24 protein-coding genes are annotated in these 26,066 nt (G+C 44.9%); 10 read left to right on the forward strand and 14 right to left on the reverse strand.

Going from position 1 to position 26,066, the window contains the following annotated elements; all coding sequences use genetic code 11:
• Positions 1-107 precede the first annotated feature (107 nt).
• The 6 genes from L2755_RS14430 to L2755_RS14455 all read right to left on the reverse strand — a co-directional run bounded on the left by L2755_RS14430 (position 108) and on the right by L2755_RS14455 (position 5,782).
• On the reverse strand, positions 108-1,553 hold the full coding sequence (locus tag L2755_RS14430; RefSeq protein WP_248981389.1) for a DNA primase family protein: 1,446 nt from the start codon (positions 1,551-1,553) through the stop codon (positions 108-110).
• A complete protein-coding gene (locus tag L2755_RS14435; RefSeq protein ID WP_248981390.1) occupies positions 1,550-2,563 on the reverse strand; it encodes a primase-helicase zinc-binding domain-containing protein in 1,014 nt (337 codons plus the stop codon). Before L2755_RS14435 ends, L2755_RS14430 begins: the two co-directional genes overlap by 4 nt.
• A 2-nt stretch (positions 2,564-2,565) precedes the next feature.
• Positions 2,566-2,796 (reverse strand): helix-turn-helix transcriptional regulator, encoded by a 231-nt coding sequence (locus L2755_RS14440; RefSeq protein ID WP_248981391.1) that lies wholly within the window; start codon positions 2,794-2,796, stop codon positions 2,566-2,568.
• 101 nt (positions 2,797-2,897) lie between these two features.
• Positions 2,898-3,470 (reverse strand): hypothetical protein, encoded by a 573-nt coding sequence (locus tag L2755_RS14445; protein ID WP_248981392.1) that lies wholly within the window; start codon positions 3,468-3,470, stop codon positions 2,898-2,900.
• Between the two features lie 28 nt (positions 3,471-3,498).
• Positions 3,499-4,728, reverse strand: a complete 1,230-nt coding sequence (locus L2755_RS14450; RefSeq protein ID WP_248981393.1) for a tyrosine-type recombinase/integrase — start codon at positions 4,726-4,728, stop codon at positions 3,499-3,501.
• 190 nt (positions 4,729-4,918) lie between these two features.
• Complete coding sequence (locus tag L2755_RS14455) at positions 4,919-5,782, reverse strand: YicC/YloC family endoribonuclease (RefSeq protein WP_248981394.1); 864 nt, start codon at positions 5,780-5,782, stop codon at positions 4,919-4,921.
• 192 nt (positions 5,783-5,974) lie between these two features.
• Between L2755_RS14455 and rph the strand changes: the two genes are divergently transcribed.
• Positions 5,975-6,688, forward strand: coding sequence for a ribonuclease PH (gene rph, locus L2755_RS14460; RefSeq protein ID WP_202286892.1), 714 nt, complete (start codon positions 5,975-5,977; stop codon positions 6,686-6,688).
• 122 nt (positions 6,689-6,810) lie between these two features.
• Positions 6,811-7,452, forward strand: a complete 642-nt coding sequence (gene pyrE / locus L2755_RS14465) for an orotate phosphoribosyltransferase (protein ID WP_248981395.1) — start codon at positions 6,811-6,813, stop codon at positions 7,450-7,452.
• Between the two features lie 194 nt (positions 7,453-7,646).
• Here pyrE and folE read toward each other — a convergent pair whose 3' ends face one another.
• The 5 genes from folE to coaBC all read right to left on the reverse strand — a co-directional run bounded on the left by folE (position 7,647) and on the right by coaBC (position 12,981).
• Positions 7,647-8,306: a GTP cyclohydrolase I FolE gene (folE, locus tag L2755_RS14470; RefSeq protein WP_202286890.1), complete on the reverse strand. Its 660-nt coding sequence runs from the start codon at positions 8,304-8,306 to the stop codon at positions 7,647-7,649.
• A gap of 216 nt (positions 8,307-8,522) precedes the next feature.
• Positions 8,523-10,490: an alpha/beta hydrolase family protein gene (locus L2755_RS14475; RefSeq protein WP_428847800.1), complete on the reverse strand. Its 1,968-nt coding sequence runs from the start codon at positions 10,488-10,490 to the stop codon at positions 8,523-8,525.
• Between the two features lie 145 nt (positions 10,491-10,635).
• Positions 10,636-11,229, reverse strand: a complete 594-nt coding sequence (gene slmA / locus L2755_RS14480; RefSeq protein ID WP_248981396.1) for a nucleoid occlusion factor SlmA — start codon at positions 11,227-11,229, stop codon at positions 10,636-10,638.
• A 99-nt stretch (positions 11,230-11,328) separates the two neighbouring features.
• Complete coding sequence (dut, locus tag L2755_RS14485) at positions 11,329-11,787, reverse strand: dUTP diphosphatase (protein ID WP_248981397.1); 459 nt, start codon at positions 11,785-11,787, stop codon at positions 11,329-11,331.
• Positions 11,788-12,981, reverse strand: a complete 1,194-nt coding sequence (coaBC, locus tag L2755_RS14490; protein ID WP_248981398.1) for a bifunctional phosphopantothenoylcysteine decarboxylase/phosphopantothenate--cysteine ligase CoaBC — start codon at positions 12,979-12,981, stop codon at positions 11,788-11,790. It lies immediately after the preceding gene.
• 150 nt (positions 12,982-13,131) lie between these two features.
• Here coaBC and radC point away from each other — a divergent pair, with 150 nt between their 5' ends.
• From radC to argA, 4 genes are all read left to right on the forward strand, one after another.
• Positions 13,132-13,809 carry a RadC family protein gene (radC, locus tag L2755_RS14495; RefSeq protein WP_248981399.1) on the forward strand — a complete coding sequence of 226 codons (678 nt, stop codon included), beginning with the start codon at positions 13,132-13,134 and terminating at the stop codon, positions 13,807-13,809.
• Between the two features lie 128 nt (positions 13,810-13,937).
• A complete protein-coding gene (rpmB, locus tag L2755_RS14500; RefSeq protein ID WP_248981400.1) occupies positions 13,938-14,174 on the forward strand; it encodes a 50S ribosomal protein L28 in 237 nt (78 codons plus the stop codon).
• Between the two features lie 6 nt (positions 14,175-14,180).
• A complete protein-coding gene (gene rpmG / locus L2755_RS14505) occupies positions 14,181-14,354 on the forward strand; it encodes a 50S ribosomal protein L33 (protein WP_011494790.1) in 174 nt (57 codons plus the stop codon).
• Positions 14,355-14,650: 296 nt separating this feature from the next.
• Positions 14,651-15,970 (forward strand): amino-acid N-acetyltransferase, encoded by a 1,320-nt coding sequence (argA, locus tag L2755_RS14510; RefSeq protein ID WP_248981401.1) that lies wholly within the window; start codon positions 14,651-14,653, stop codon positions 15,968-15,970.
• A 75-nt stretch (positions 15,971-16,045) separates the two neighbouring features.
• Here argA and rarD read toward each other — a convergent pair whose 3' ends face one another.
• Both rarD and L2755_RS14520 read right to left on the reverse strand, forming a co-directional pair.
• A complete protein-coding gene (gene rarD, locus L2755_RS14515; protein WP_248981402.1) occupies positions 16,046-16,933 on the reverse strand; it encodes an EamA family transporter RarD in 888 nt (295 codons plus the stop codon).
• A gap of 253 nt (positions 16,934-17,186) precedes the next feature.
• Positions 17,187-17,651 carry a thioesterase family protein gene (locus L2755_RS14520; protein ID WP_248981403.1) on the reverse strand — a complete coding sequence of 155 codons (465 nt, stop codon included), beginning with the start codon at positions 17,649-17,651 and terminating at the stop codon, positions 17,187-17,189.
• 173 nt (positions 17,652-17,824) lie between these two features.
• Between L2755_RS14520 and recQ the strand changes: the two genes are divergently transcribed.
• Complete coding sequence (gene recQ / locus L2755_RS14525) at positions 17,825-19,648, forward strand: DNA helicase RecQ (protein WP_248981404.1); 1,824 nt, start codon at positions 17,825-17,827, stop codon at positions 19,646-19,648.
• An 11-nt stretch (positions 19,649-19,659) separates the two neighbouring features.
• Here the strand turns inward: recQ and L2755_RS14530 are convergent, their stop codons facing one another.
• Positions 19,660-21,408, reverse strand: a complete 1,749-nt coding sequence (locus tag L2755_RS14530) for a histidine kinase (protein WP_248981405.1) — start codon at positions 21,406-21,408, stop codon at positions 19,660-19,662.
• A 509-nt stretch (positions 21,409-21,917) separates the two neighbouring features.
• On the opposite strand from L2755_RS14530, the gene leuA reads away from it, so the two are divergent.
• From leuA to leuC, 3 genes are all read left to right on the forward strand, one after another.
• On the forward strand, positions 21,918-23,489 hold the full coding sequence (gene leuA / locus L2755_RS14535; RefSeq protein WP_248981406.1) for a 2-isopropylmalate synthase: 1,572 nt from the start codon (positions 21,918-21,920) through the stop codon (positions 23,487-23,489).
• A gap of 71 nt (positions 23,490-23,560) precedes the next feature.
• The gene (leuB, locus tag L2755_RS14540) at positions 23,561-24,655 is read left to right on the forward strand and encodes a 3-isopropylmalate dehydrogenase (protein ID WP_248981407.1); all 1,095 of its coding nucleotides are present in this window, start codon (positions 23,561-23,563) and stop codon (positions 24,653-24,655) included.
• Between the two features lie 2 nt (positions 24,656-24,657).
• Positions 24,658-26,058 carry a 3-isopropylmalate dehydratase large subunit gene (leuC, locus tag L2755_RS14545; RefSeq protein ID WP_248981408.1) on the forward strand — a complete coding sequence of 467 codons (1,401 nt, stop codon included), beginning with the start codon at positions 24,658-24,660 and terminating at the stop codon, positions 26,056-26,058.
• The last annotated feature ends 8 nt before the right edge of the window (positions 26,059-26,066 follow it).

A 26,066-nucleotide genomic window follows, 5' to 3' on the forward strand; every position in this document is an offset into this window, starting at 1 on the left:
CGTCCAATCCGCATGAGAACGTTTAGCCATATTAACTCCTGATGTAATAGTCAGTTGTTAAGATAGAACTTCAAAGCGGTAAGCTGAAGATGTACTTGGCCGGACGGTTACAACGTTCTCTGAGTAATGCGGGTTTCATAATTATAGAACTCACAATATTGCAGGTAGGCGTGAAACAGGTAAATTCGAGGTGATGCTGGGTGCTTGGAGTTGGGGAACCCCCCAACCTGACACCTAGCTTCATCCGCATAATAGAGGTCTTTGGCAAAACCTGTCATAGGATCTGAGTCAGTCAGAATATCTCTAGCATCATCGCCATTGGTCGCATCGGTAAGGATTTTTCTAACCGCACTTATTCCGCCAACCTCTTGTATCCATGCTGTTAGGTATTGAATGATGGCAGGTATCTCTTTTCTTAATTTGGAAATAAAATTAGGATCTCGTTTCCCGATTGGAACAACTTGTCCTAAGAGTAGCAGGACTCTCCTACGCGATATTGCACCGCCATGATCAGTAAAGCGCATTGGGGTATTATTTACGGCAAGTACAATGGCTCTAATGTATGCAGAGAATGCAGGTCCGTATAATCTTCTACAGGACACAGGATCACCACCAGTGATCTTTTTGAGACCCGCTCCCTCACCTTGATAAGTTTCCATATCGGGCAAGTACAGTAGTGCAGCGTTTAAAATATCCACACGACGTTCTGGTGTTTCCAGGTCTTTGGCCTCAATGGTTTTTACACTTGATTGCCCCACCAGCAAACTAATCATTGCAGCAAATGTACTTTTACTTGTTCCCCCTGGACCAACTATTTCAACGAACAGTTGCCAGTCATATTTTCTTAGCAAAACCATAACGAGTATTGCCTTTAGAATCAGCTCTCTATCCGCTGACCTCTGGGATGGCACATCTGGATCGTAACTTCCGCTAATAAAATTAAGGTAGTCCATGAATGTAAGGCAAAAATCAGCACTACCATCTGTAGCTATATAATCAACACCAGTACTGTATCTTGCATAAATATTCTTAACCGAACAGGGAGTAAATACTCCGTTAGATGGATCTAACGTGCCATTTTTGAAAATAATATTTCTGGTGTCGGACTCCGGTATTTTCTCTAAAGTGTATTGGAGCATACTAGCTACTGAGCCGACTTTTGCTGTGTTGAATCCTTCGCTCCCCAAATGCCGCTTTAGCTCTTCGAAAGTAATGTTATCAAGGCACCTTGTTTGCGTTCCATACTGTACCCAAAAACCAACAGAGTCATCCCAGCGGTATATTTCTGACTCCTCACTACTAATCGCATATTTACCTTTGAGCTCTTTGGCTATAAAAGAGGCAATCTTACTGTCCCTGTCCGACGTCGATATAATTGAGTGGGATTCAGGTGGCATTAGCGTGGGGTTAGCATTGCATAACACCTCTTTACTTTCACTGATATTACAGTTAGTTACACTCGTGCTGGTGGGGGTGGTGGGGTTGTAGCTAGTCAAATGTGGTAATTCACCGCTTTGCTGGCCTAATTCATTTTCACTAGATGATTGCTTCATAGATATAGCGCCTCTAAAGTGCGTCTTTCACCATAAATTGCGAAATAATCATTCCAGTCTGTTAACTCCCGTTTTCCACTGGAGCTCACTGGTAACATGTGTTCTGGATTGAATGGAGGGATTTTAATCCTAGCATTGCCATCACTTGCAGCTAAGCGAGCATATTTTATACCTGCTGGATCATCATCTGCAGCAATAGAGATCATTGCCTCACGCATAGAGCAGAAGACTGACGTAGTCACTATATTTAAATTATTTGCAGTAAACGCAATAACTACGGGCTCGCCTGTAAGCTCATATATTGTTGCCCCTGTAGCGAACCCCTCTACTATCCAAATGTGTTTTGCAGACTCAATATCACCAAGTATATATCTGCCATTTTTTCTCATTCCACCAGCTAGACCTTGTTTCATTCCACAGCTGATAAACTCTAAACTGATCAAGTTGTTTTCATGATCCATTATTGGGATGACCAGAGTGCCCGGAGAAAAACAGGTTGCTCCATTTTGTACTGGAGTTACTAATTGCCTAATACCGTGAGGTTTAATTTTTTTAAATCTTAAATAGAGCTGTTCCGGAGAGGCTGGTATAGAGTTTTCCCAAATTTCGGTTGCTCTTTTAGCAGCAGCTCTGCGTTGATTGCGTACTTTTTTAGCTTCCATTTTTCTCTGTCTACTTAGCTTAATTGAATGCATGTTCTCTTCTTCGGCGGTTAAACTAGAGGGCTCAACATTGAGTAGCTCCGCAATCTTTTTAGCCGCATTATATAAAGTGATATTTAATACTTTGCTTACAAGGTCTAAGCCGTCTCCGAAGTTTCGGTCGTCACACTGACGGCAATACCATGTACCTCTGCCAGCTTTATTATCGAAGTGAAACCTATCCTTACCACCGCATACAGGACATGGCCCATGTTTGCCTGAGCTCGGGGCATCTATCCCTAAGTGTGAGAAGATGGATGGCCATTGACCATTGGCTGAGTAAACAACTTTCTGTATAAGTCCTGTCATGATTAAACCTCACTATTTCTGTCAGCAGATACTTCATCAATCCAGGCCATGACTTCAGAAAGTCGCCATACGACGGTTCTATCACCTATATGGATACGTTTTGGGAATTTACCCTCTTTTTCGAGTAGCCAGCGGCGCTGGCGAGATAAGGTTGATGTGTGAGCACACTCAGGTTCGCGAATGAATCTATCTTTTTCGATTTTTGTTTCTTGAGTGGTGTTATGGGGTGACATATGTCCTCCGGTTGTTGTATTTAACTAACGGAGGGCATAATGGCAAAAGGAAAGTGGTATAGGTGAGGGGAAGAGCTTCCCCTCAAGTCTAAAATGTTAACCTAAGCTGTAGGTAGAATCAGTTTGAAATAACAGCCTACCTTGTATTTCTCATTGTGATTTTTATAGGCTTGAGGCATCCATTCCGTTCTGATTGTTAGTTCTTCTGGGGAGTTTTTTCTTGGACATAAATATATGTATAATTCTTTTGCTAGAGCTGATTTTGAGACCCTAGGGTACTTTTTCAGAGTAAGCTTTGCGATTTCTATAGCCTCTTCTTTATGTTCATTTTGGTTCATTTTTCCATTAGATGATTCACTGTTCTTTCTTTTTATCAGCCGGCCAGTGCATATTTTGGCTATAGACTTAATCATTTTGGCAGCAGATTGTAAGTTGTTGAACTTAAGTTGATTTTTACTTAACTTTAGCTCTTGTTTCTTTTGTTGATTAATGACTTCCTGTGTTTCTGCTCTATTTAGGGCTGCATTTAACCTAATATTACCAAAGTAATTTTCTAAGAACTTGGCATCCTCATTGTTGCCTTCAGCAGCCATCGTCTTAAGAATACTTTTAACTCGCAGTACGTTAGGGTCTAGATCTCTTAAACACTGAATTTCGTCATTTTTATTAGTCATTTATCGTGCCTAAATTAGATTGATAAGCCTAGTTGGTATTAATTTCAGGTGATATGAGAGCCGATAGCTTATTCAAGGCCTCTCTTCTTTCTTCTAGATAATCATGGCGGTTATAGATACCCTCTACGCCCTTAATCTTATGGTTGAGGCATCGTTCTGCAATATGGCTTGAGATGCCCAGGTAGGCTAATAAACTTCGACAGGTACGTCGTAAATCATGCACAACGAAATGACTGACACCTTGCTCTTCAAAGTGATTCTTGGTCGGCTGCTTTTTGCTATCCACTTTTTTGCCAAACAGTTTAGCTAAAGCATGATTTAGCGTATCGTCAGAAATATAGCCACGCCTGACACTCGCGCGACGTGAAGGGAAGACGTAGATTGAGCCAGCAGATCTGACTTTAAGTTCGTTAAGCCAGCCTATGACAGCTGTAGGTAACGGGATTGATATTGCTATGCCAGTTTTACTGCGCTCAGAAGGGAGGTGCCAAACCTTATTATCGAAATCGATTTCTTGCCACTGTGCAGCGATTAGCTCACCCTTTCGTACGCCAAGAGTTATCAAGAGTGCACAAGCTAAATAGTTTTCTCTGGTGAATGTATGTGATTGAGAACGCAATACAGAGAACATACGGCTGATTTCATCTAAATCTAAGGCTCTGTCTCTGCTTTTTTCTGCGCCACCAGCATCGGACATAGTAAAGGCTAAGGCTGGATTGTTTTCGACTAACCCCAGTTTTGCAGCATGCCGGAAGAGTTGCTTTGTATACATCAGCGTATCATTAGCTGTTGCTGGTCGGCTGCTTTCAATCACTTTGTGGATGATAGCTCTAACCTGAAGAGCTGTTACATCTTTAAGTCTTAGTTCGCCGATGAATGGTGCGATCTCTTTGGTATAAATTCGGTGCGGGATCTCAGGGTGTTTAAGCCTCTTATTGATATCAGTCTTAAACCAATCATCAAATAGCTGGTGGACGGTTACTATCTCTTCCTGTAGCGCATTCTTTTTTTCTAGTGCTGGATCTTTTCCATGTTTGATATCTCTGAGTAGTAATACTGCATCATGTTTCGCGTCAGCGATGGATAAGTGAGGATAGCTATCGAGTAAGGTAAACCATTTACGTTTGTTATTAATCGTGTAACGGACTTGCCAGCTACAAGTGCCACTTGTCGATAACCGAAAGTATAATCCTCCGCCAATAGCTGTTCGACCAGGGACGCCATCCTTGATTATTTTGTTTAATTGCTTGTTGTTCATAGCTGCACCTTTTTAGTGGTACCAAGAATGAAAAATAACAAGTGTTTAAGAATTCTCATTCAAAATGGTACCACTCTTGGTACCAGTTGGTAGGTGACAGTGTGATACATTAATTTACCGCAGGCAACAAAAAAGCCCCATAATAGGGGCTTCGTCATATTTAACTAACGTTGTATAACTAGGTTTTACATTATTCTACGTTTTGGATCTGCTCACGCATCTGTTCGATAAGCACTTTTAAATCGACTGCGGCAGAAGTGACTTCTGCGCTGATAGATTTAGAGGCTAGCGTGTTTGATTCACGGTTAAATTCTTGCATCATAAAGTCGAGTCTGCGGCCCTGTGCGCCACCTTTTTTCAAGATGCGACGAGTCTCGGCGACGTGAGCGTCTAGTCGGTCCATCTCTTCGGCAACGTCCATCTTTTGTGCCATCAATACCATCTCTTGCTCCATACGTGCTGGATCAAGTTCGCCGGTGATTTCGGCTAAACGGTTGGTTAGCTTATCGCGTTGCCACTGCATAACAACAGGCATGTGCGAGCGAACGACGGCGACGAGATCAACGATTTGATCAAGGCGAGTTTGCAACATAACGTTGATGGCTTCACCTTCACGGCCGCGCGCTTCAATAAATTGGTCGACAGCGGAATCGAATGCCACTAGCAGTTCTTTACCTAAAGAGTCCATGTCCTGCTCTGAGCTAGACATCACGCCAGGCCAGCGCAGTACGTCAACAACATTGAGTTCGCCTTGGCCTGCTTGATCTTTTACCCAGTTAGCGGCGTTGATGATCTGCTTAGCGAGTTCTTTATTGAGTTGCAGTTCGCTACTGCCACCTTCATTTAGGTCATAACGCAGGTTGACTTCAACTTTACCGCGGTTTAAACGTTTACGAAGACGATCTCTAAGCACGGGCTCTAAGCTGCGAAAATGTTCTGGCAGGCGCAAATAAGTTTCAAGGTAGCGCTGATTAACTGAACGGATTTCCCAAGAGGCGGTGCCCCAATCTGCTTTGTGCTCAATGCGAGCATAGGCTGTCATGCTTTGGATCATGGATGATTTCCAGTGTAGTTCGTCTAAGTGAGCTGTGATTATATACTCAATTAGCACGAAGGTGCAGGATCTAGCCGTAATTTACTGTTGAGATTTTAAGGTGAGTTTTATTATTCAGATAGCATACTGGCTCACATATCCCTATAATATGCAGCCAAATTACCCCAATGTTTTTAAATACAGGAATTCACTATGCGCCCGAGCGACAGAACTCCAGCACAATCTCGTCCAGTGACTATTACACGTCAGTTTACCGCTCATGCCGAAGGTTCGGTTTTAGTTGAGTTTGGCGACACTAAAGTGCTGTGTACCGCCAGTTTTGAAGAGGGTGTACCGCGTTTCCTTAAAGGCCAGGGCCAAGGTTGGGTTACCGCGGAATATGGTATGTTGCCACGTTCAACGCATAGCCGCATGAACCGTGAAGCGGCTCGTGGTAAGCAGTCTGGTCGTACTCAAGAGATCCAGCGTTTAATCGGCCGTTCATTGCGTGCTGCTGTTGATATGAAGCTTTTGGGTGAAAACACCATCGTTATCGATTGTGATGTTATTCAAGCTGACGGTGGTACGCGTACTGCTGCTATTACTGGTGCTTGTGTTGCTCTGGTTGACGCGCTTAACTGGGCTCGTGGTAAAGGCATTTTAAAGACTAACCCACTTAAGTTCCTGATTGCTGCTGTTAGTGTTGGTATCTATAAAGGCGAGCCTATCTGCGATCTAGAATATATCGAAGACAGTGCTGCTGAAACTGACATGAATGTGGTAATGACTGAAACCGGTAAGATGATTGAAATTCAAGGTACCGCCGAAGGCGAGCCGTTCAGTCATGAAGAGCTATTAAGCTTATTAGATTTAGCGAAACATGGTATCCGCGAGATCGTTGATATTCAAAAAGCGTCTTTAAGCTAAATCAGATTTTTATTATAAGGGCCCTACGGGGTCCTTTTTGTAAGTGCTTTTTGTCAGCACTTATAATCAATGAAGTGATTAAAATAAATAGAGTTGCCCCTACATTTTTTTAAGGAGATATTGTGAAAGCCTATCAACGTGAGTTTATTGAGTTTGCTCTTGAGCGTCAGGTACTTAAATTTGGCGAGTTTACGTTAAAATCAGGCCGCATTAGCCCTTACTTTTTCAATGCAGGCTTGTTTAATACGGGTCGTGATTTATCCCGCCTTGGTCGCTTCTATGCGGCGGCATTGGTCGATTCTGCTATTGAACATGACTTGCTGTTTGGCCCTGCATACAAGGGCATTCCTATCGCCACCACCACAGCGATTGCCTTGTGTGATCATCACGATATCGATGTGCCTTACTGCTTTAACCGTAAAGAGAAAAAACAGCATGGTGAAGGCGGTAGCTTAGTCGGTAGCGAGCTAAAAGGCCGCGTAATGTTAGTTGATGATGTGATTACTGCAGGCACTGCCATTCGCGAATCAATGGAGATCATTGCCGCGCACAATGCCAAGCTTGCGGGGGTGTTGATTGCACTTGATCGCCAAGAGAAAGGCAAAGGTGAGTTATCTGCTATTCAAGAAGTTGAGCGTGATTTTGGTTGTGAAATCGTGTCGATTGTTAAGCTTGAAGACTTGATTAACTACCTGTCAGAAAAACCGGGTATGGAAACAGAGCTTGCGTCAGTGAGTGCTTACCGTGAACAATACGGGATCTAAAAAATAAGTTCAGATTACTAGAGCGTTCGCAGGCTCACTTCGAGAGCGCTCACAAGTTCACTTCTAGAAAAAAGCAAAAGCTATTAGGTTGGCTTTTGCTTTTTTTGTTTTCAGTTTCTCGCAGCGGTTTGCCGCGTTCTAGAAGAGCCGAAGGCTCGTTCTCGAATCTGCTTTAATATTTTAGAACCTAGAACCTAGTTGCTAAGAAACTCGGCGCGGGTGGCTGGGTTAGATTTAAAAATACCGCCTAATGCTGTGGTGGTGGTTGAGCTGGTTGAATCCATCACGCCTCGGGATTTAACGCAGTAATGTACGGCATCCATCTTTACGGCAACGTCTTTGGTTTCCAGCAAGGTTTGTAGTGCGACTAAAACTTGTTGAGTCAGGCGCTCTTGTACCTGGGGACGCTGAGCGAAGAAGCGTACAATACGGTTGATTTTCGACAGCCCAATAATATTTTTACGCGGCAAATAAGCCACTCGCGCTAGGCCATCAATGGTGACGAGGTGGTGTTCACAAGTACTGGTGAGGCTAATGTCATTAACCTTGACCATCTCGTCGAAGCCCATCTTGTTTTCAATGACGGTGATTTTGGGAAAGTTGGCGTAATCAAGACCTGAAAAGATTTCATCAACGTACATTTTGGCTATGCGACGCGGAGTATCGGCCAAGCTATCATCTCGCAGATCTAACGACATTAACGTTAAGACTTCGCGCATATGATGCTCAATTTTGTCCTTACGCTCTTCAGGAGTAAATTCGCATGGCAGCATCGGGGTTTCAAGCCCGCGCTCAAGTAGCGCAGCTTGTACTAATTGTGCTGATTCACTGAGGATAGCTTCTTTTGATGTCATAAGTTCCTCCACTGTAACGGGTAGTGGTGCTGTCTCTGGTTTTCTTCGTTGCGACTCACAATCTGACTGGTGTCGCTAAACAATAATAGTAGAGTTTAACACTTTGCTTTGACTATAAGAGCAGGGAGGATACAGCGATTTGCTGCAAACATACACCAAAAACCAGCTTGCGATAAGAAAAACCGACCAAATTAGTCGGTTTTTCTATTTGATGAATTACAGCTTAAGATTTGTCTTCAGGAAGGTCAGCATTTCGCTGTAGTATTTTGCTCTATGACTGTCGTTATAAAAGCCGTGACCTTCGTCATCCATGACGAGTTTCTTATATGGATAATTGACGCTTTTAAGGCTGCTTTCAAGTGACTCAAGCTGCTCAATCGGTACCCGCTCATCATCACCACCATGGACCAGTAATAAATTGGCCTGTAACTTATCGACATTGTACGCCGGAGACATGGCTTTAAGCTGGGCGATGTTAGTACCAAGGACTTGATCTTGGTAGCTTTGACCTGAACCAGATTCGGCTACATCGCTATCTTCTTTCCACAGTGGCAAATCGTAGACACCAGCAAAACCGATGGCGCATTTAAATAACTCGGGCTCGATAATGGCGCTTTGTAACGCGCTATAGCCGCCAAAACTACCGCCAGCTATACAGAGCCTATTCTTATCGGCAAAGCCTTGTTCAATAACGTAGCGCGTAGCATCAATAATGTCATATTGAATGTCGGTGCCCCATTTTTGATACCCCGCCTCTTCAAAATTATTGCCGTAACCACCGGAACCACGGAAGTTGACCTGTAGCACAGCGATCCCTTGGCCGGCGAGCATTTGGTTTTGCGGATCAAAACCCCACCAATCTCGAGGACCGTGGGGGCCACCATGAGGAGTCACGACTAGAGGTAAATTCTGTGCTTCTTTACCATGTGGCAAAGTTAAATAGCCGCTAATTTTGACGCCATCACGACTAGTAAAATGGATAGGTTTAACTTCTGCCATAAGCTCAGGGTTGAGCCATTTTTTTTGCGACAGCAAGTACTCCAGCCCCATCTTATCGGTGTCGAAAATATAGTAATCACCTGGGTTTCGGTCGTTAAAAGCCAATATAACCAGCTGGGATGAATCTCGGGTCTCACTGACGATCCTGACCTGGTGTCCAGGCAGGGCGTCAAGTAGTTGTTTTAGCAGTTTAGAGTGTTGTTCATCGGGGTTAACAAAGGCATAGTTTGGATAACCATTTTCAAACTCTACCGCATACAATTGTTTGGTTTTCTGATTTATCCAATAATTGCTCGGATCGACAACATCATCTTGAATGATTTGTTTTTTATCACCTGTTTCTAGGTTGATTTTAAACACACCTAAAGTTTGACCCTGTGCTCGTCCCGCAGCATAAATACTGTTTTTATCGTCGGCAAAAGAAATGGGTGCGAAGTCGGCCAAATTTAGATTGAGTTTATCTGTATTGTGCCAGTCTCCGTCCTTGCGGTAAAAAGCTTTAGTGGTGTTGGTTTTATCCACACCGGCTGCAAAGCGTACTTCACCATCATAATCGGTGAGGAAACGTGTCCGGCCGATGGGCGCGCGCATCAGCTTTTTACGTCTACCTTTATAGACGTCAACCCGGTAAACATCTTGTTTTAAGTCATAATCTAAATTTCTAGAGTTAGTCCAACGAACTGCGTTAACCAACATAAACTGGTTATCATTTGGCAGAGGATCCAAAATATGGGCGGTGGCGCGGATCGCCTTATTTTTCTTAATATGCGAGCCAGTTTGCTGCTCGCCGCCGTTATAGCCAAATAGATAAGTAGACTTAGAACCATCGGCATTAACGGCATACAACTCACCATAATAGACGGGGTGATCCTGCCAGCCTTTCAGATATTCTTTTTGCAATACCAGGCGGTCGTTATTTACCCATTGATAATTACCCACTTGAGCATTACCTGGGAAAAACACTACGTGATGAAGTTTTTTGGTTTTAGCATCTAAAATTAACAATTTATCTTTGCCGTCATGACTGGTTATTGCACCGATAAAGTCGCCGGCCGGAGATATTTTTAGATTACTAAACTCTGCGCCACGGCTGAATTTTTTTGCAATTGATAGGGTGTCTTCAGCAAAAGCTGACAGTGTTGTGCCCATAAGCACAACTAGGCCGATAAGAGGGGAGATCTTCATACTACTTCCTTGTTATATTTGTATCTGTTGCATTTTTAAACAGTTGAAAGGTTAAGGTAAATAGATGAGGGTTTCAATAGATAAATTAAAATTGGAATAAGTGACGGGTTAACCGTCACTTAACTATACGTATCGACCTAAAAGCTTAGCTCTGCAGTAGTTGCTGCTGCACAAATGCCCACTGTTCATTGAAGTGCTTGGTCGGCTTTATCTTGAATTCACTACGTACAAACTGGGCGATTCTACCCTCTGCGATAGCCAGCAGTAAGTTAGCCAGCACGGCTTCGTCGATGTTAAATCCTTGCCCTTCACGCAAGCTTTTCTCACGTAGAATTTGCTTAAGATGAGTTTCAATTTTTGAGAACAGTTGGTTAATACGACTACGTAAACGCTCATTTTCACCGAGCAGGGCATCACCGTTTAATACTCGTGAAATACCGGGGTTACGTTCAGCGAAAACCAGTAGCAGTTGTAACAACTGTTGGCAGCGTTTCATGGTGTCTTTCTCTTCATCCATGATGAGATTGATACGAGAAAGCAGCGACTCTTCGATAAACTCAATCAGGCCTTCAAACATCCGCGCTTTACTCGGAAAGTGACGATAGAGGGCTGCCTCTGATACGCCAACTTCAGCGGCTAATTTCGCCGTGGTGATACGTTGTCCTGGGTTTGTTTCTAGCATGATCGCCAAACATTGAAGAATATGTTCGCGGCGATTTATTTTTGGGCTTGCAGCCATTTGTTAGTCCTTCACTCGATTACTACTGAGCGAGACAGCAAGAAAACGTAGCTCCGTGCTATCTATAAAATGTAGTGATGCGCTTAACGCGGCAATTTATTATTTTGTACCTGAATGACCAAACCCGCCTGCACCGCGGTCTGAGCTATCAAATTCATCAACAAGTTTAAATTCGGCTTGTACGACTGGAACAAACACGAGTTGCGCCAGACGGTCACCAATCTCAATAGTGAAGGGTTCACTACCACGATTCCAGCAAGAGACCATTAATGGCCCTTGGTAATCAGAGTCGATTAATCCCACTAGGTTACCGAGTACGATACCGTGCTTATGCCCTAGACCTGAACGAGGTAATATTATCGCTGCTAAGCTTGGATCTGCCACGTGTACAGCAATACCGGTCGGAATAAGCACTGTTTCACCTGGTTGTATGGTGAGCTGAGTGTCAGTGATAGCGCGCAAGTCCATTCCTGCACTGCCTGGCGTCGCATAGGCTGGCAGTGGAAACTGGGTACCAATACGCGAGTCTAGAATCTTTAATTCAATCGGTGTTTTCATTTATTTTTTTACTTTTTCTGCGATTAGAGTGAGTAATTGCTTGGCTAAAGTGTGTTTGTCGACAGCGGGGAAGTGTGTCGCACCACCGTGCCAAAACACGCTGAGCGCATTATTGTCGCTATTAAAGCCAATGTTACTGTTTGAAACATCATTGGCGGCGATCATGTCGAGTTTCTTACGTACAAGTTTACCTTTGGCGTATTGTTCGACATCGTTTGTTTCTGCTGCAAATCCAACCGTAAACGGACGTTTAGCATGGCTGGCAACGGTGGCTAAGATATCAGGATTTCGCACCAGTGCAAGCTGCATTTCTTGCGCTGATTTTTTGATTTTACTCTCGGCAATATCCGCTATTCGGTAATCAGCGACGGCTGCGCAACCGATAAAAATTTGATGGTTTTCGACTTCGGGGAGCACTGCATCAAGCATCTCTTGTGCTGACTCTACATCAATGCGGGTGACATTCGCTGGAGTGGCTAAATTAACAGGCCCTGCAACAAGTGTCACTTTTGCGCCCATTTCGGCAGCGGCACTAGCAAGTGAAAACCCCATCTTGCCTGAGCTATGATTTGAGATATACCTTACGGGATCGATGGCTTCACGGGTCGGTCCTGCGGTTAGCAACAATGAGACTCCCGCTAATAGCTTTGGAGCAAAGAACTGTTCGCATCGCTCTGCAATGGCAATAGGCTCTAACATTCTACCAGGGCCAACTTCACCACAAGCCTGAGAACCAGAATCAGGGCCCCAAACGGCGATCCCGCGTTGCGCTACGGTCTCCAAATTGGCTTGTGTCGCTGCATTGCGATACATCTGTTGATTCATCGCTGGGCACAGCACGATAGGGGCTTCTGTGGCTAAGCATGTGGTGGTGATGAGCTCATCTGCCATGCCATTACTGATGCGGGCAATTAAGTTTGCCGTGGCGGGGGCGATAATGACTAAGTCAGCCCAGCGGGCTAATTCGATATGTCCCATGGACGCTTCAGCAGTTGGATCGAGTAGATCGGTAGACACCGGGTAACCAGATAAAGCTTGTAGGGTGAGAGGCGTGATGAATTGCTGTGCACTTTGGCTCATAACGACTCTTACGTCAGCGCCACGGTCTTTCAGTTTGCGCACTAAATCAGCAGATTTGTAGGCTGCAATGCCGCCGCTGATCCCTAAAAGGACTTTCTTGTTTTTCAAACCCATAGGTCTATTTCCATGATCATTTTGACGGATTTTAATGCTGTCCGTGCAGTCGATGTTGCGGCCTAAGATATCACAATCCTAATCGAGTTGATGAACAAGTTAGCAAATTCTCGACCATACTCAATTATAACGAATGACAAGGAGGTTATTGTGGCAATTAAAGACTGGCCGCAAGGTGAAGGGCCAAGAGAAAAATTACTGACTAATGGTGCACAGCAGCTATCGGATGCAGAGTTGCTGGCTGTACTGCTCAGAGTCGGTCTTAAGGGATTAAGTGCCGTTGAGTTAGCTCGTATGATGATTACCGAGTTTGGAGGGCTTAGAAGCTTGTTGACGGCTTCTCAAGCACAAGTGTGCCGATTAGATGGTATTGGCCCAGTTAAGTTCGCCCAATTGCAGGCTGCCGTTGAGATCGGTAACCGAATTTCGAAAGAAAATCTAAAAAGAGGCAAGATTTTATCGGATCCTGATTTAACTCGGGACTATTTAATGAGACAATTAGGGGATCGTGCCTATGAGGTGTTTGCTGTTTTACTATTAGATAGCCAACATCGAGTCATTCAATTCGTTGAATTATTCAGGGGCACAATAAATTCGGCATCCGTTTATCCACGAGATGTGGTGAGCTTGGTGCTAGAGAAAAAAGCTGCGGCTGTGATCGTGTGTCACAATCATCCCTCTGGAGTTGCAGAGCCAAGTACAGCCGACAGGCGAATTACTGAGCGATTGAAACAAGCACTACAAACCATCGATGTTTCCCTGTTGGACCATATGGTTGTAGGCGATCGAGAGATAGTTTCTTTCGCTGAACGAGGGTGGATAGATTAATCTAACCCTTGATCTTTGATTTTAGATCCTGTATAAAATGCGCCCTCTGTTGTGTGCCTCAGGCGACGGCCGTGTTCGAGGTACATTAATGCTCGAGCGTTATATATATTGTTTTGGAGAAGTTTGACATGTCAAGAATATGCCAAGTAACTGGCAAGAAACCAATGGTTGGTAACAACCGTTCGCACGCAAAGAATTCTACGCGTCGTCGTTTTTTACCTAACCTACAGAATCACAGATTCTGGTTAGAAACTGAAAAACGTTTCGTTAAGCTACGTATCTCTACTAAGGGTATGCGTATCATTGATAAGAAAGGTATCGAAGTTGTTATTGCTGAACTTCGTGCCCGTGGCGAGAAGGTATAATAAACCATGGCTAAATCTAAAGGTAATCGTGAGAAGATCAAGCTAGTATCTAGCGCTAAAACTGGTCACTTCTATACGACTGAAAAGAACAAGCGTAACATGCCTGAAAAAATGGAAATCAAGAAATTTGATCCTGTTATTCGTCAGCACGTTATGTACAAAGAAGCTAAAATCAAGTAATAACTTGTTTTAAGCATCTTAAAAGCCTCTATTTTTAGAGGCTTTTTTTTGGCTAAAATTCCGCCTATTTCAGCCGTCATCTCTTTTGTTGTGACAACGACTGAATATTCAATCTCCTTATTGTTAACGTAAATCCTATCAAATTTCTTAAATTCACTTGCTTAGCGATAGTATATTTATACGCCAAAGTGACAATAAATGCTGTTTTAGTGAATTAAAATGCACTATCATCGTTAGTGTTTATCAATAAAGTCAATTATTGTGACTGTCTATTTAGACTAGAAGGTGGATTCAGCGTGCGTACTACAGAACTTGTCGATGGTTTTCGTCACTCAGCTTCCTATGTCAACGCGCATAGAGGCAAAACATTTGTCGTTATGCTGGGTGGCGAAGCGTTAGCGCAGCCGCAGTTTAAAGCGATTATCAATGATATTGCGCTATTGCATAGCTTAGGGATCAAGATCGTTCTTGTGCATGGCGCTCGGCCACAAATCGATGAAGCGCTAGCTCAGCAGCGCTTAACTCCCGAATATTACAATGGTGTGAGAATAACCGAAGAAGATACCTTAAAAGTGATCAAGCAAGTGGTGGGGGCGTTGCAGCTCGACATTACTGCAAGGTTGTCGATGAGTTTGAGCAATACCCCAATGCAGGGCGCACAAATTAATGTGGTTAGTGGCAACTTTGTCATTGCGCAGCCATTAGGGGTTGAAGATGGTGTGGATTACAGCCTTAGCGGCAGAGTGAGGCGGATTGACACCCAGGGGCTCAAGCGGCAGTTAGACTGTGGTGGCATCGTTTTACTAGGCCCTGTGGCGGCCTCAGTCACTGGAGAGAGCTTTAACTTAACGGCTGAAGAGGTTGCGACGCAAATAGCGGTTAAGTTAAAGGCTGACAAGATGATTGGCTTTAGTGCTCACAAAGGGATTATGGATGAAAAGGGCGAGGTGCTAGCGGAGTTGATGCCGACTGATGCCCAAAGCATCCTCAATAACTTACCTGAGCAAGCGCCGCTCTGTTTAGGAGCTAAAGCATTTTTACAGGCCAGTATTGATGCCTGCCGTAATGGGGTGAGTCGTTGTCATTTTGTCAGTTATTTAGATGATGGTGCGCTACTGCAAGAGTTGTTCTCTCGGGACGGCATCGGAACGCAAATTGTCACTGAAAGTGCAGAGCGCTTGCGCCGTGCTTCTATCAGAGATATCGGCGGTATTTTAGACCTCATTCGTCCGCTCGAGGAGAAGGGTATTTTAGTACGCCGTTCCCGTGAGCAGCTCGAAGTGGAAATTGAGCAGTTTATGCTGATCGAGCGCGATAGTTTAGTGATCGGCTGCGCTGCATTCTATCCTTTTGAGGAGGACAATGCGGGCGAGTTTGCCTGCTTAGTGGTGCATCCAGAATATCGAGATGCAGACCGTGGCAGCTTGCTGCTGCAAAATATCATTAGTCAGGCCAGTGTGAGAGGCTACTCAAGATTATTTGCCCTAACGACTCGCAGTATTCATTGGTTCTTAGAGCACGGCTTTAAGATTGTTGAAGTTGATGAGTTACCGGGGAAAAAGCAGCAGCTGTATAACTATCAACGTAAATCTAAGATTTTAGCCTTGGACTTATAGGGAGTTAACTCCAGCGCTGCGTTAAACGTAAAAAGCGAACCTATTGAGGTTCGCTTTTTACGTTTTATCAGTTGGCTATTTTTTTCGCTTGCGCTTATAGAACATATCGATGGTAAACAGGGCTAATGCAGCCCAAATAAAGGCGAAGGTAATGCCTTTCTCCATATCAAAGGGTTCGTTAAACAAGTTTACCGCGAGGATAAACATGATGCTGGGCCCTATGTACTGAAAAAATCCGAGCATCGTGAAGGGGATCCGTACTGCTGCGGCGGCAAAGCATAACAAGGGTATCGTGGTCACTATACCTGCTGCCAACAACAATAGGTTGAGATGCATATCGTTGTTTAGCAGATGTGTCATTGAATCACCCATATTGCTCAGCAGGTAAATCAGTGCCACCGGCATTAAAATGGCTGTTTCAACGAGTAGGCCGGTTTTGGCGTCGACGTTGACCTTTTTACGCAGTAAGCCATAACAAGCAAAAGAGCCAGCTAAGGCAAGCGACACTAGCGGTATAGAGCCAAATGATATGAGCTGCACCGACACACCAATGGCGGCTAAAGAAACCGCTGCCCACTGGAGTTTACGTAAGCGCTCACCGAGGAATAACATGGCCAGAAATACATTCACCAGCGGATTAATAAAATAACCTAAACTGGCATCTAGCATATGGTCGTTATTGACCGCCCATATAAATAACAACCAGTTGGCGGCGATTAATAGTGAGGTTATACACAAAACGATTAATTGTTTGGGTTTTTTTAATAGCTGTCTGACACGACTAAAGCCGCCAAAAAGGCTCATTAACAGCCCCATGAAAACAAATGACCAAAGTACACGGTGCAGCAAGATCTCAGCTGAAGACACATCAGTGAGCAGTTTAAAGTACAGGGGAGCGAAGCCCCATAGTGTGTAAGCGCAAATGGCAAATGCTATGCCTCTACGGTGTTCTATATCTTGCATTGGAATGTGCTAAAAGGAGGGGGTAGGCCAAGTGTAATCCTGTCGCAGCACAGACTCAAGCGAGTCCTAGTGTTTATGTAGGTGCTAGCGTGCTAGGAAACAGTGACAGCGAGGAAAGAAACAGTTCCATATGAGGCTGAGTCAGGCGGAAAATCATCTTAAGACATAATTGTTGCTCTCGGCGTTGACAAGGGGGATTTTGATAGCGTAAAAGCGATGCGTGAGATGGTACGCATCGCTTGTCATGCTTTGATCAGCCCACCATGTAAGTGCCTGTACCGAAAGCAATGTGATCACCTTTTTCATTGTGCAGTTCCATTCTGGAGACTGACACCCGATTGCCCGCGCGAATGACCGTACCGGTACCGGTAAAGATCTCGCCTCGCCCTGGACGTAAATAGTCGATTCTAAGATCGATAGTGCCTAAGGTTTGAATACGTTTCTCTAACTCTTCAATGCTCCAATCATCACGGCTGGCAACTAGGCCAGAAAAAGCCGTTAACCCGCCTACCACGTCCAGTACGGTGGCCGTGACGCCGCCATGGAGTATTTGTTGATGGATATTGCCAATTAATTCCGACTTCATTTTTACGACGACTTCAATACCATCGACATCATAACGTTTGATATCCATGCCGAGTAGATTGTGAAAAGGCACGTGTTTGTCAAAAACCTCAGCGACCCTGCGTAATGTTTCTTGTTGAATTATATTACTCATATAGCTCCCTGCTAGTTCCTTTTAGGATCAATCGCTTAGTTTTAGAGCATTTAATCTATCGCTAATAGAGCCTATGTTGCAAGTTTAAATTTTAATCGATAAAACGTTTGGGGAGAGACAACAGCAGTTCGCTCCATTAGAATGGTCGGCCTTATATTTAACACAGGTTTACTATGGATCAGGCGGCAATCGAACAACCAGTCGATCAGTTATCTGCAAGCCTGCAGTCTGTCTTTGGATATCGCACCTTTAGAGAGGGTCAGCGTGAGGTCATTGAACAGATCTGCGCTGGACAAGACTGCTTAGTGATCATGCCGACGGGAGGGGGGAAAAGCCTGTGTTATCAGCTGCCCGCATTGCAACTGTCTGGTTTAACGATAGTGGTATCACCACTGATCTCGTTAATGAAAGATCAAGTCGATAGCCTGATTCAGACTGGGGTGGCGGCGGCATATCTCAACTCGTCTCAACCTCGGGAAGTGAGCCAGCAGATTTTGCAGCAGATGCATTATGGCGAGCTTAAGTTACTTTACGTTTCACCAGAGCGATTACTGCAAGCCAGTTTTATTGATCGACTCCATGAGCTGAATATCTCCTTGTTTGCCATTGACGAAGCCCATTGTATTTCACAGTGGGGACATGATTTTAGGCCTGAGTATGCGGCGCTTGGTCGATTACGGCAGCAGTTTCCGCAAGTGCCTATCATGGCATTAACGGCCACCGCGGATAATGCCACGCGGGTGGATATCTGTGATCGACTGACAATCAAACCATTCTCGTTACTCACCAGTTTTGATAGACCCAATATTCGCTATACCGTTGCTGAAAAGCTAAATGCTGTCAATCAGTTACGCCAGTTCATTGATGCGCAAAATGGTAACAGTGGTATCGTTTACTGCAGCAGTCGCCGCCGAGTCGACGAAGTCGCCGAGCGTTTGCGTCTGCAGGGGCATCAGGCCGAAGCGTACCATGCCGGTCGAACTCAAGAAGAGCGCGCCGATGTACAAGATAGATTCCTAAAAGATCAACTGGATATTGTGGTCGCAACTGTGGCGTTCGGCATGGGGATCAACAAGTCCAATGTGCGTTACGTGGTGCATTACGATATTCCAAAAAGTGTTGAAGCTTATTACCAAGAAACCGGCCGAGCTGGCCGAGACGGTCTCGATTCCGAAGCGCTGATGTTGTTTGACCCTGCTGATATCGGCAGGGTTAGGCATCTTATTGAGCAATCGGAACCTGGGCCGCAGCAGCAGGTTGAGTTTCATAAACTCAACACTATGGCTGCCTTCGCCGAGGCGCAGACATGCCGCCGTCAAGTGTTGCTGCATTATTTCGATGAAAGCGCATTAGAACCCTGCGGTAACTGCGACATATGTTTGGACCCGCCTAAAAAGTATAATGGTATTCAAGATGCCCAAAAAGTGCTGTCGTGCATCTATCGACTAGGGCAACGTTTTGGGGTGAATCACCTAATTGAAGTGCTCAGAGGCTCTAAGGCAGCCACTGTGATGGAGCGAGGACACAACAAACTATCAACTTGGGGCATAGGCAAAGAGAAGAGTCATGAACATTGGTTAAGTGTTATTCGCCAGCTTATTCATCTAGGCCTTGCTAACCAAGATATCACTCGTGGCTCATCCGTGACCCTTAACCCTTCAGCGCGAACAGTATTGAAAGGAGAGGTTGAGTTATTACTGGCTGAACCACGAATCGTTATTCAAACCACTAAGCGTCGTGGGCATAATCCTAAAGCACCAATCAATTATGATCGTAAACTCTTTGCCAGACTTAAGTTATTAAGACGAACCTTGGCCGAGGAGCTAGATGTGCCGCCGTATCTGGTATTTAACGATGCCACTTTAGCTGAGATGGCGTCTATTTTACCTACCAGTCCAGGCGAGTTACTGGCGGTTAACGGGGTTGGTGAGCGCAAACTGGAGCGCTTTGGTGGCGAGTTTTTAGATGAGATCGAAAACTACTTAGCCGAAGGTTAATGATGACTGTTTTAACTGATTTTCAGTTTCCGCAGTTGGCTAATGTTGGCGCGCTTGAGCATCGATTGTAGATTATCGAATTGCTGCATACATGACAGACCTATGTTCACTTTAATGTCTTCTTGCCACACTGAAATAGTGCTTGAGAGCTGATTGATCACATTGATGGCACCTTGTTCTGACGTATGGGGTAGCATGATAATGATCTGCTGATCCGCTTGCTGTAACAACACATCCTGTTCTCTTAACTTGGTGTTTAATTGCGCAATAACAATGGGCACATCGGCAGCCAAAATATACTTGGGGTTAAAGACTAATAACGACAAAGGATAACCCGCTTGCTTGCTGAGATTTAGCAGGTTTTCAAGAGCGTTGTTGTTATCGGCCCTTGTTGCAAAATTAACAATGACAGGCTCCACAGGTTGCTGTTGTGGTGTCCTTCTTTGATACCAGGTGACAAATATAATTAGGCCGATGATGACTATTGCGATCGGAAAGAAAGAGCTGGGTATCATCCCATTGGGTATTGTTGCCGCGATCATAAGAGGGGTCGTAGGGGCGATTTGTTCTTTGCGGCTTAAATCAGCTTTTAACTGTGACATCCAAATATGCTTGATAGAACCTGTTTCATCTTCGAGTGCATCTAATTGTTTTAGTTGATATTGAAATGCCAATGAGAACTTTCCTTGCGCTGAAAAATAAGTTGCCAATGTGGCGTAGCAGTTCTTTAAGTCTGAGTAACGAGCATTTTCTTTAGCCAAAGATATAGCTTGCTCCATTAGCGTCAAGCCCGCAGCTTCATGATTTTGTTTTAGCTTAATTTTCGCATTTAACCATAAAACGCTAATGGTGCTAATCGCAGCCGCTTCCTGACGAAATGTATTTAAACTTAGGTTGATGAGCTGCTCTGCACTGCTGTATTTGCCACTATTAAACTCAATCAGCGCAATCGCTTTATAAGCTATCGCAAGCTCTAGTGGTGTACCCAGCTCGGCGAGTTTAACTCTGGCTATCTGCGTATACTTATCTCGCAGGTTTGGCTGCTGGTTTTGCTGAGCAAACTTAGCCATATCAAGAGCAATAAAAAGGTGGATCTTTCCCAGCGTTGTATCTTCATTCAACGCCTTTTTAAGTTTGATCTCCGCCTCTTTTGGCTCGCCTATAACTGCCAACTGTTTGGCCATTGATGAGTACAAGTAACCTTTAGGTGGCCAGATCCAATTTTGCTTTTGCTGAGTAATGTCAGGGTAGATGTCGAGGGCTAATCGCAGATCTTCAATGGCCGCGTTATTGTGGTTAACATTGGCGTTAAGCTGGCTTCTTAGCCATAGACCACTGATCAATGCTTGCGGCTGTTTTAGCTGGCGTGATAACGAAATTGAAGTGTATAACAGCGGTAATGCTTGTTGATAGTCACCGAAGTTTGCATAAGCTTGTGCCATACAGTTTAAAAAGTAGGGTCGAGCTTGCTCAAGCTTTAACTGTTTCGCCCTAGCTTCGCTTAAACGTGCAAGGTTGATTGCCGCCGAATTTTCGCCAAGTTGAATGTAGGATTCACATTTAAGCGCGCTTAAGCGCATTCGTGTTGAGTCTGATCTAGCTATACCTACAACGTTGCTTTCAAGCGTATTAATTTGTGACAGTGCTTGACTTGGATATTGAAATACAAGGGTATTTAATTGATCCAGTTGTTCCAACGTACTCGCCAAGACTGGCGAAATCCAGAATGTTAGACAAAGTACGATGATCCTAAAATCCATTTTTAGCTCCAGTGCGACTCTTCAATCCGCTTTCCATTAGCAGAACGGCGCTATTATAACCATTTTATCTAAAAATATGCATAAAAAAGCTAAGCAGTTGAGAATATTGCGACACAACTCCATTTTGAGCACGGCTTAGCAATAATATCTCGTTAACTTGTTATGTGGCGGGTTTAATCACTATAGTTCAGTTTTAAGTGAGCAATGTTCGGCTTGATAAATGCTAAAGTTGAGCAATTTAGGCTTGACACTGGTGGCTACTCGCGTTAAAAATTAACCTTAGCAGCAACTCATGCTGGAATATTTATTTAATAAAGATGAATAATAATTGATGAAACATACAAGCACACTATTCCGACTCCTCATTCTCGCAGTGACTGCGCGGCGGATATAGTGCTCCACGCTTGAGAAAGCCTGCATTTATAAACCCCGCGCACAAGACGCGGGTTTTTTGTATTTAAATTGCCTGAAAGATTAACTGAACGCTCGAAGTTCAATGGAGATAATAGATGTCTGACCGCGTGATTATATTTGACACGACGCTACGTGATGGCGAACAAGCATTAGCTGCCAGTTTAACGGTTAAAGAGAAGCTCCAAATTGCCTTGGCATTGGAACGTCTTGGCGTAGATATAATGGAAGTGGGTTTTCCGGTGTCATCACCGGGTGACTTTGAGTCGGTACAGACCATTGCTAGAACCGTAAAGAATAGCCGAGTCTGTGCGTTATCACGAGCCCTAGAGAAAGATATAGACGCAGCGGCACAAGCATTATCGGTGGCCGATCAGTTCCGTATCCACACCTTTATATCAACCTCAACGATTCATGTTGAAAGTAAGCTTAGGCGCTCTTTTGATCAGGTATTGGAAATGGCCGTTGCTGCTGTTAAGTATGCGCGCCGATTTACCGATGATGTTGAATTTTCCTGTGAAGATGCCGGACGTACGCCGATTGATAACCTTTGTAGAATGGTTGAAGAGGCGATTAAAGCCGGTGCTCGCACCATTAATATTCCTGATACTGTCGGTTATACGGTACCGAGTGAATTTGGTGGCATTATTCAGACACTGTTTAATCGTGTGCCGAATATTGACCAAGCGGTTATTTCGGTTCACTGTCATGATGACCTTGGTTTGTCGGTGGCCAACTCGATTACTGCAGTGCAACACGGTGCCCGCCAAATTGAGTGTACCGTCAATGGTATTGGTGAACGTGCCGGTAACTGTTCGTTGGAAGAGATCGCGATGATCTTGTCGACCCGTAAAGGCGCGTTGGGGTTAGAGACTGGCATTAATGCCAAAGAGATCCACCGTACCTCGAGCTTGGTAAGCCAGCTTTGCAACATGCCAGTACAGGCAAACAAGGCGATTGTGGGGGCTAACGCCTTTACTCACTCTTCTGGTATTCATCAAGATGGCATGTTAAAGGCGAAAAACACTTACGAGATCATGACACCAGAAAGTATCGGTTTGAACCGCAGTAATCTGAACATGACGTCACGCTCTGGAAGGCACGTGATTAAGCACCGCATGAGCGAACTTGGCTATGGTGAGCAAGATTACGATATGGATGTGTTGTATAACGATTTCTTGGTGTTAGCGGACAAAAAAGGCCAGGTATTTGATTACGACTTGGAAGCGCTAGCCTTTATGGAGGCGCAAGCGGAAGATGATGATCATTTTAAGTTGCAACAGTTAGTGGTGCATTCAGATTCTACCGAAGGCAGCGCAACTGCGACGGTTAAAATTGAAGTCAATGGTCAAACGGCTACCGAAGCCGCTATTGGTAATGGCCCTGTCGATGCAGCTTATAAAGCGGTTGCACGTGCGAGTGGTTGCGAGATAGATATCACAAGCTACCAGCTCGGCGCGAAAGGCGAAGGGCAAAATGCACTGGGTCAGGTCGATATTACCGCCAGTTATCGGCAGCAGAATTTCCACGGTGTCGGACTTGCGACAGACGTTGTCGAAGCCTCGGTTAAAGCCCTGATTCATGTTATGAATCTGACATGGAGAGCCGATAAAGTCGCCGATTGTAAGCAGAAGATTAAACAGAATAAGCAAGAACTAGGCTGTGTTTAGGCTTTAAGCACAGTAATGGTTTGATGTAGCCGATTTGAATATAAGAAAAAATTAAAGGAGTTAGTTGTCGTATGAGTTATCAAATAGCAGTGTTGGCTGGAGATGGTATTGGTCCTGAAGTCATGGCAGAAGCCCGTAAAGTACTTACGGCTATTGAGGAACGCTTTGCGCTTTCTATTGAATATACTGATTACGATGTTGGCGGCGCCGCGATTGATAATCAAGGTTGCCCGCTACCGGACGCCACTCTAAAAGGTTGTGAAGCCGCTGATGCCATTCTTTTTGGCTCGGTTGGCGGTCCAAAATGGGAACATTTAGCGCCAAATGATCAACCGGAACGTGGTGCATTATTGCCTTTGCGTGGCCATTTTGAACTGTTCTGTAATATGCGCCCGGCAAAACTGCATGCAGGCCTTGAACATATGTCACCGCTACGCAGCGATATTTCATCGCGCGGCTTTGACATACTTTGTGTACGCGAGCTCACCAGCGGTATTTACTTTGGTAAGCCTAAAGGCCGTCAAGGTGAGGGCGAGAACGAAGAAGCCTTTGATACCATGCGCTATAGCCGTAAAGAGATCACGCGTATCGCGAAAATTGCCTTCGAGACAGCCCAAGGTCGTCGCAAAAAAGTCACCTCAGTCGACAAGGCTAACGTGTTGGCTTGTTCTGTACTATGGCGTGAAGTGGTTGAAACGGTCGCCAAAGATTATCCAGATGTTGAGCTGGAACATATCTACATTGATAACGCGACCATGCAGCTACTGCGTCGTCCAAACGAATTTGATGTGATGCTTTGCTCTAACTTATTTGGCGATATCATCTCGGATGAAATTGCCATGTTAACCGGTTCTATGGGCTTACTATCTTCTATCAGTATGAACAGTTCAGGTTTTGGTTTATATGAACCTGCAGGTGGCAGTGCGCCGGATATTGCGGGTCAAGGCATCGCTAACCCAGTGGCGCAGATTTTGTCTGCTGCACTATTACTGCGCCATAGCTTAAAACAAGAAGCCGCCGCTACGGCGATTGAGTCTGCGGTAAGTAAGGCACTAGGAGATGGTTACTTAACCGGTGAATTACTGCCGAGTGAAGAGCGCCACAATGCGAAATCAACCCGTGAAATGGGCGATTATATTGCTCAGCTTGTAAGAGAAGGTGTTTAACAATGGCTAAGACGTTATATGAAAAGGTATGGGATGACCATATTGTGGTTGCCACCGAAGGCGAAGCACCGATTATCTATGTCGATAGGCATCTAGTCCATGAAGTGACCTCGCCGCAGGCATTTAGTGGTTTGCAAGTGGCGGGTCGCAAAATGCGCGCCCCAGAAAAGACCTTTGCCACCATGGATCATAACACTTCCACTACCAGTGCCAGCCTAGATGCCTTAAGTATTATGGCGCGCACTCAGGTGCAGACATTGGAGCGCAACTGTAAAGAGTTTGGTGTACGTCTTTATGATATTCACCATAAAAACCAAGGTATTGTGCATGTAATTGGCCCTGAGTTGGGTATTACCTTGCCAGGAACCGTTATTGTGTGTGGTGATTCTCATACTGCAACCCATGGTGCTTTTGGTGCCTTAGCATTTGGTATCGGTACGTCGGAAGTTGAACATGTGATGGCAACGCAAACATTACGTCAGCTAAAAGCCAAGACCATGAAGATTGAAGTGCGTGGCCACGCTGCTGATGGCATTACTGCAAAAGATATCGTGCTGGCGATTATCGGTAAGATTGGCATGGACGGCGGTACCGGCTACGTGGTTGAGTTTTGTGGTGCAGCCATTGAATCACTTACCATGGAAGGCCGCATGACCGTGTGTAACATGGCCATCGAGATGGGCGCCAAAGCGGGCATGATCGCCCCTGACGCTACCACTGCTGAGTACTTAAAGGGGCGTGAATTTTCCCCGAAAGGCGACAATTGGGATCAAGCCGTTGCGGCTTGGGAGGAATTGAAAACAGACACTGATGCAGTCTTTGATGCGACTGTGACGCTTGAAGCGGCCAATATCGCGCCACAGCTAACTTGGGGAACCAACCCTGGGCAAGTTGTGGCGATTGATCAGTTGGTGCCTAATCCAATTGATGCCAGCAATCCAACGGTTCGTTCGAGTATCGAGAAAGCACTTGCGTATGTTGATTTGAGTGCAGGTACCTTAATGACTGATGTCGATATTAATAAGGTGTTTATCGGTTCATGTACCAACTCTCGTATTGAGGATCTTCGCGCTGCCGCAGTGCATGCTAAAGGGCGTCAAGTAGCCCAAGGGGTGACAGCGATAGTGGTACCAGGTTCTGGGCTTGTGAAAGAGCAAGCTGAAGCCGAAGGCTTAGATAAGATATTTTTGGATGCAGGCTTTGAGTGGCGTCTTCCTGGTTGTTCTATGTGCTTAGCCATGAATGACGATAAGTTAGAAGCAGGTGACCGCTGCGCCTCGACCAGTAACCGTAACTTTGAAGGTCGACAAGGGCGAGGTAGCCGTACTCACTTGGTGAGTCCCGCTATGGCAGCTGCTGCAGCTATTGCAGGTCATTTTGTTGATATCCGTAAACCTTACTAGAGAGTTAA

The sequence above is a fragment of the Shewanella abyssi genome (genome assembly GCF_023284025.1).
Lineage (GTDB): Bacteria > Pseudomonadota > Gammaproteobacteria > Enterobacterales > Shewanellaceae > Shewanella > Shewanella abyssi.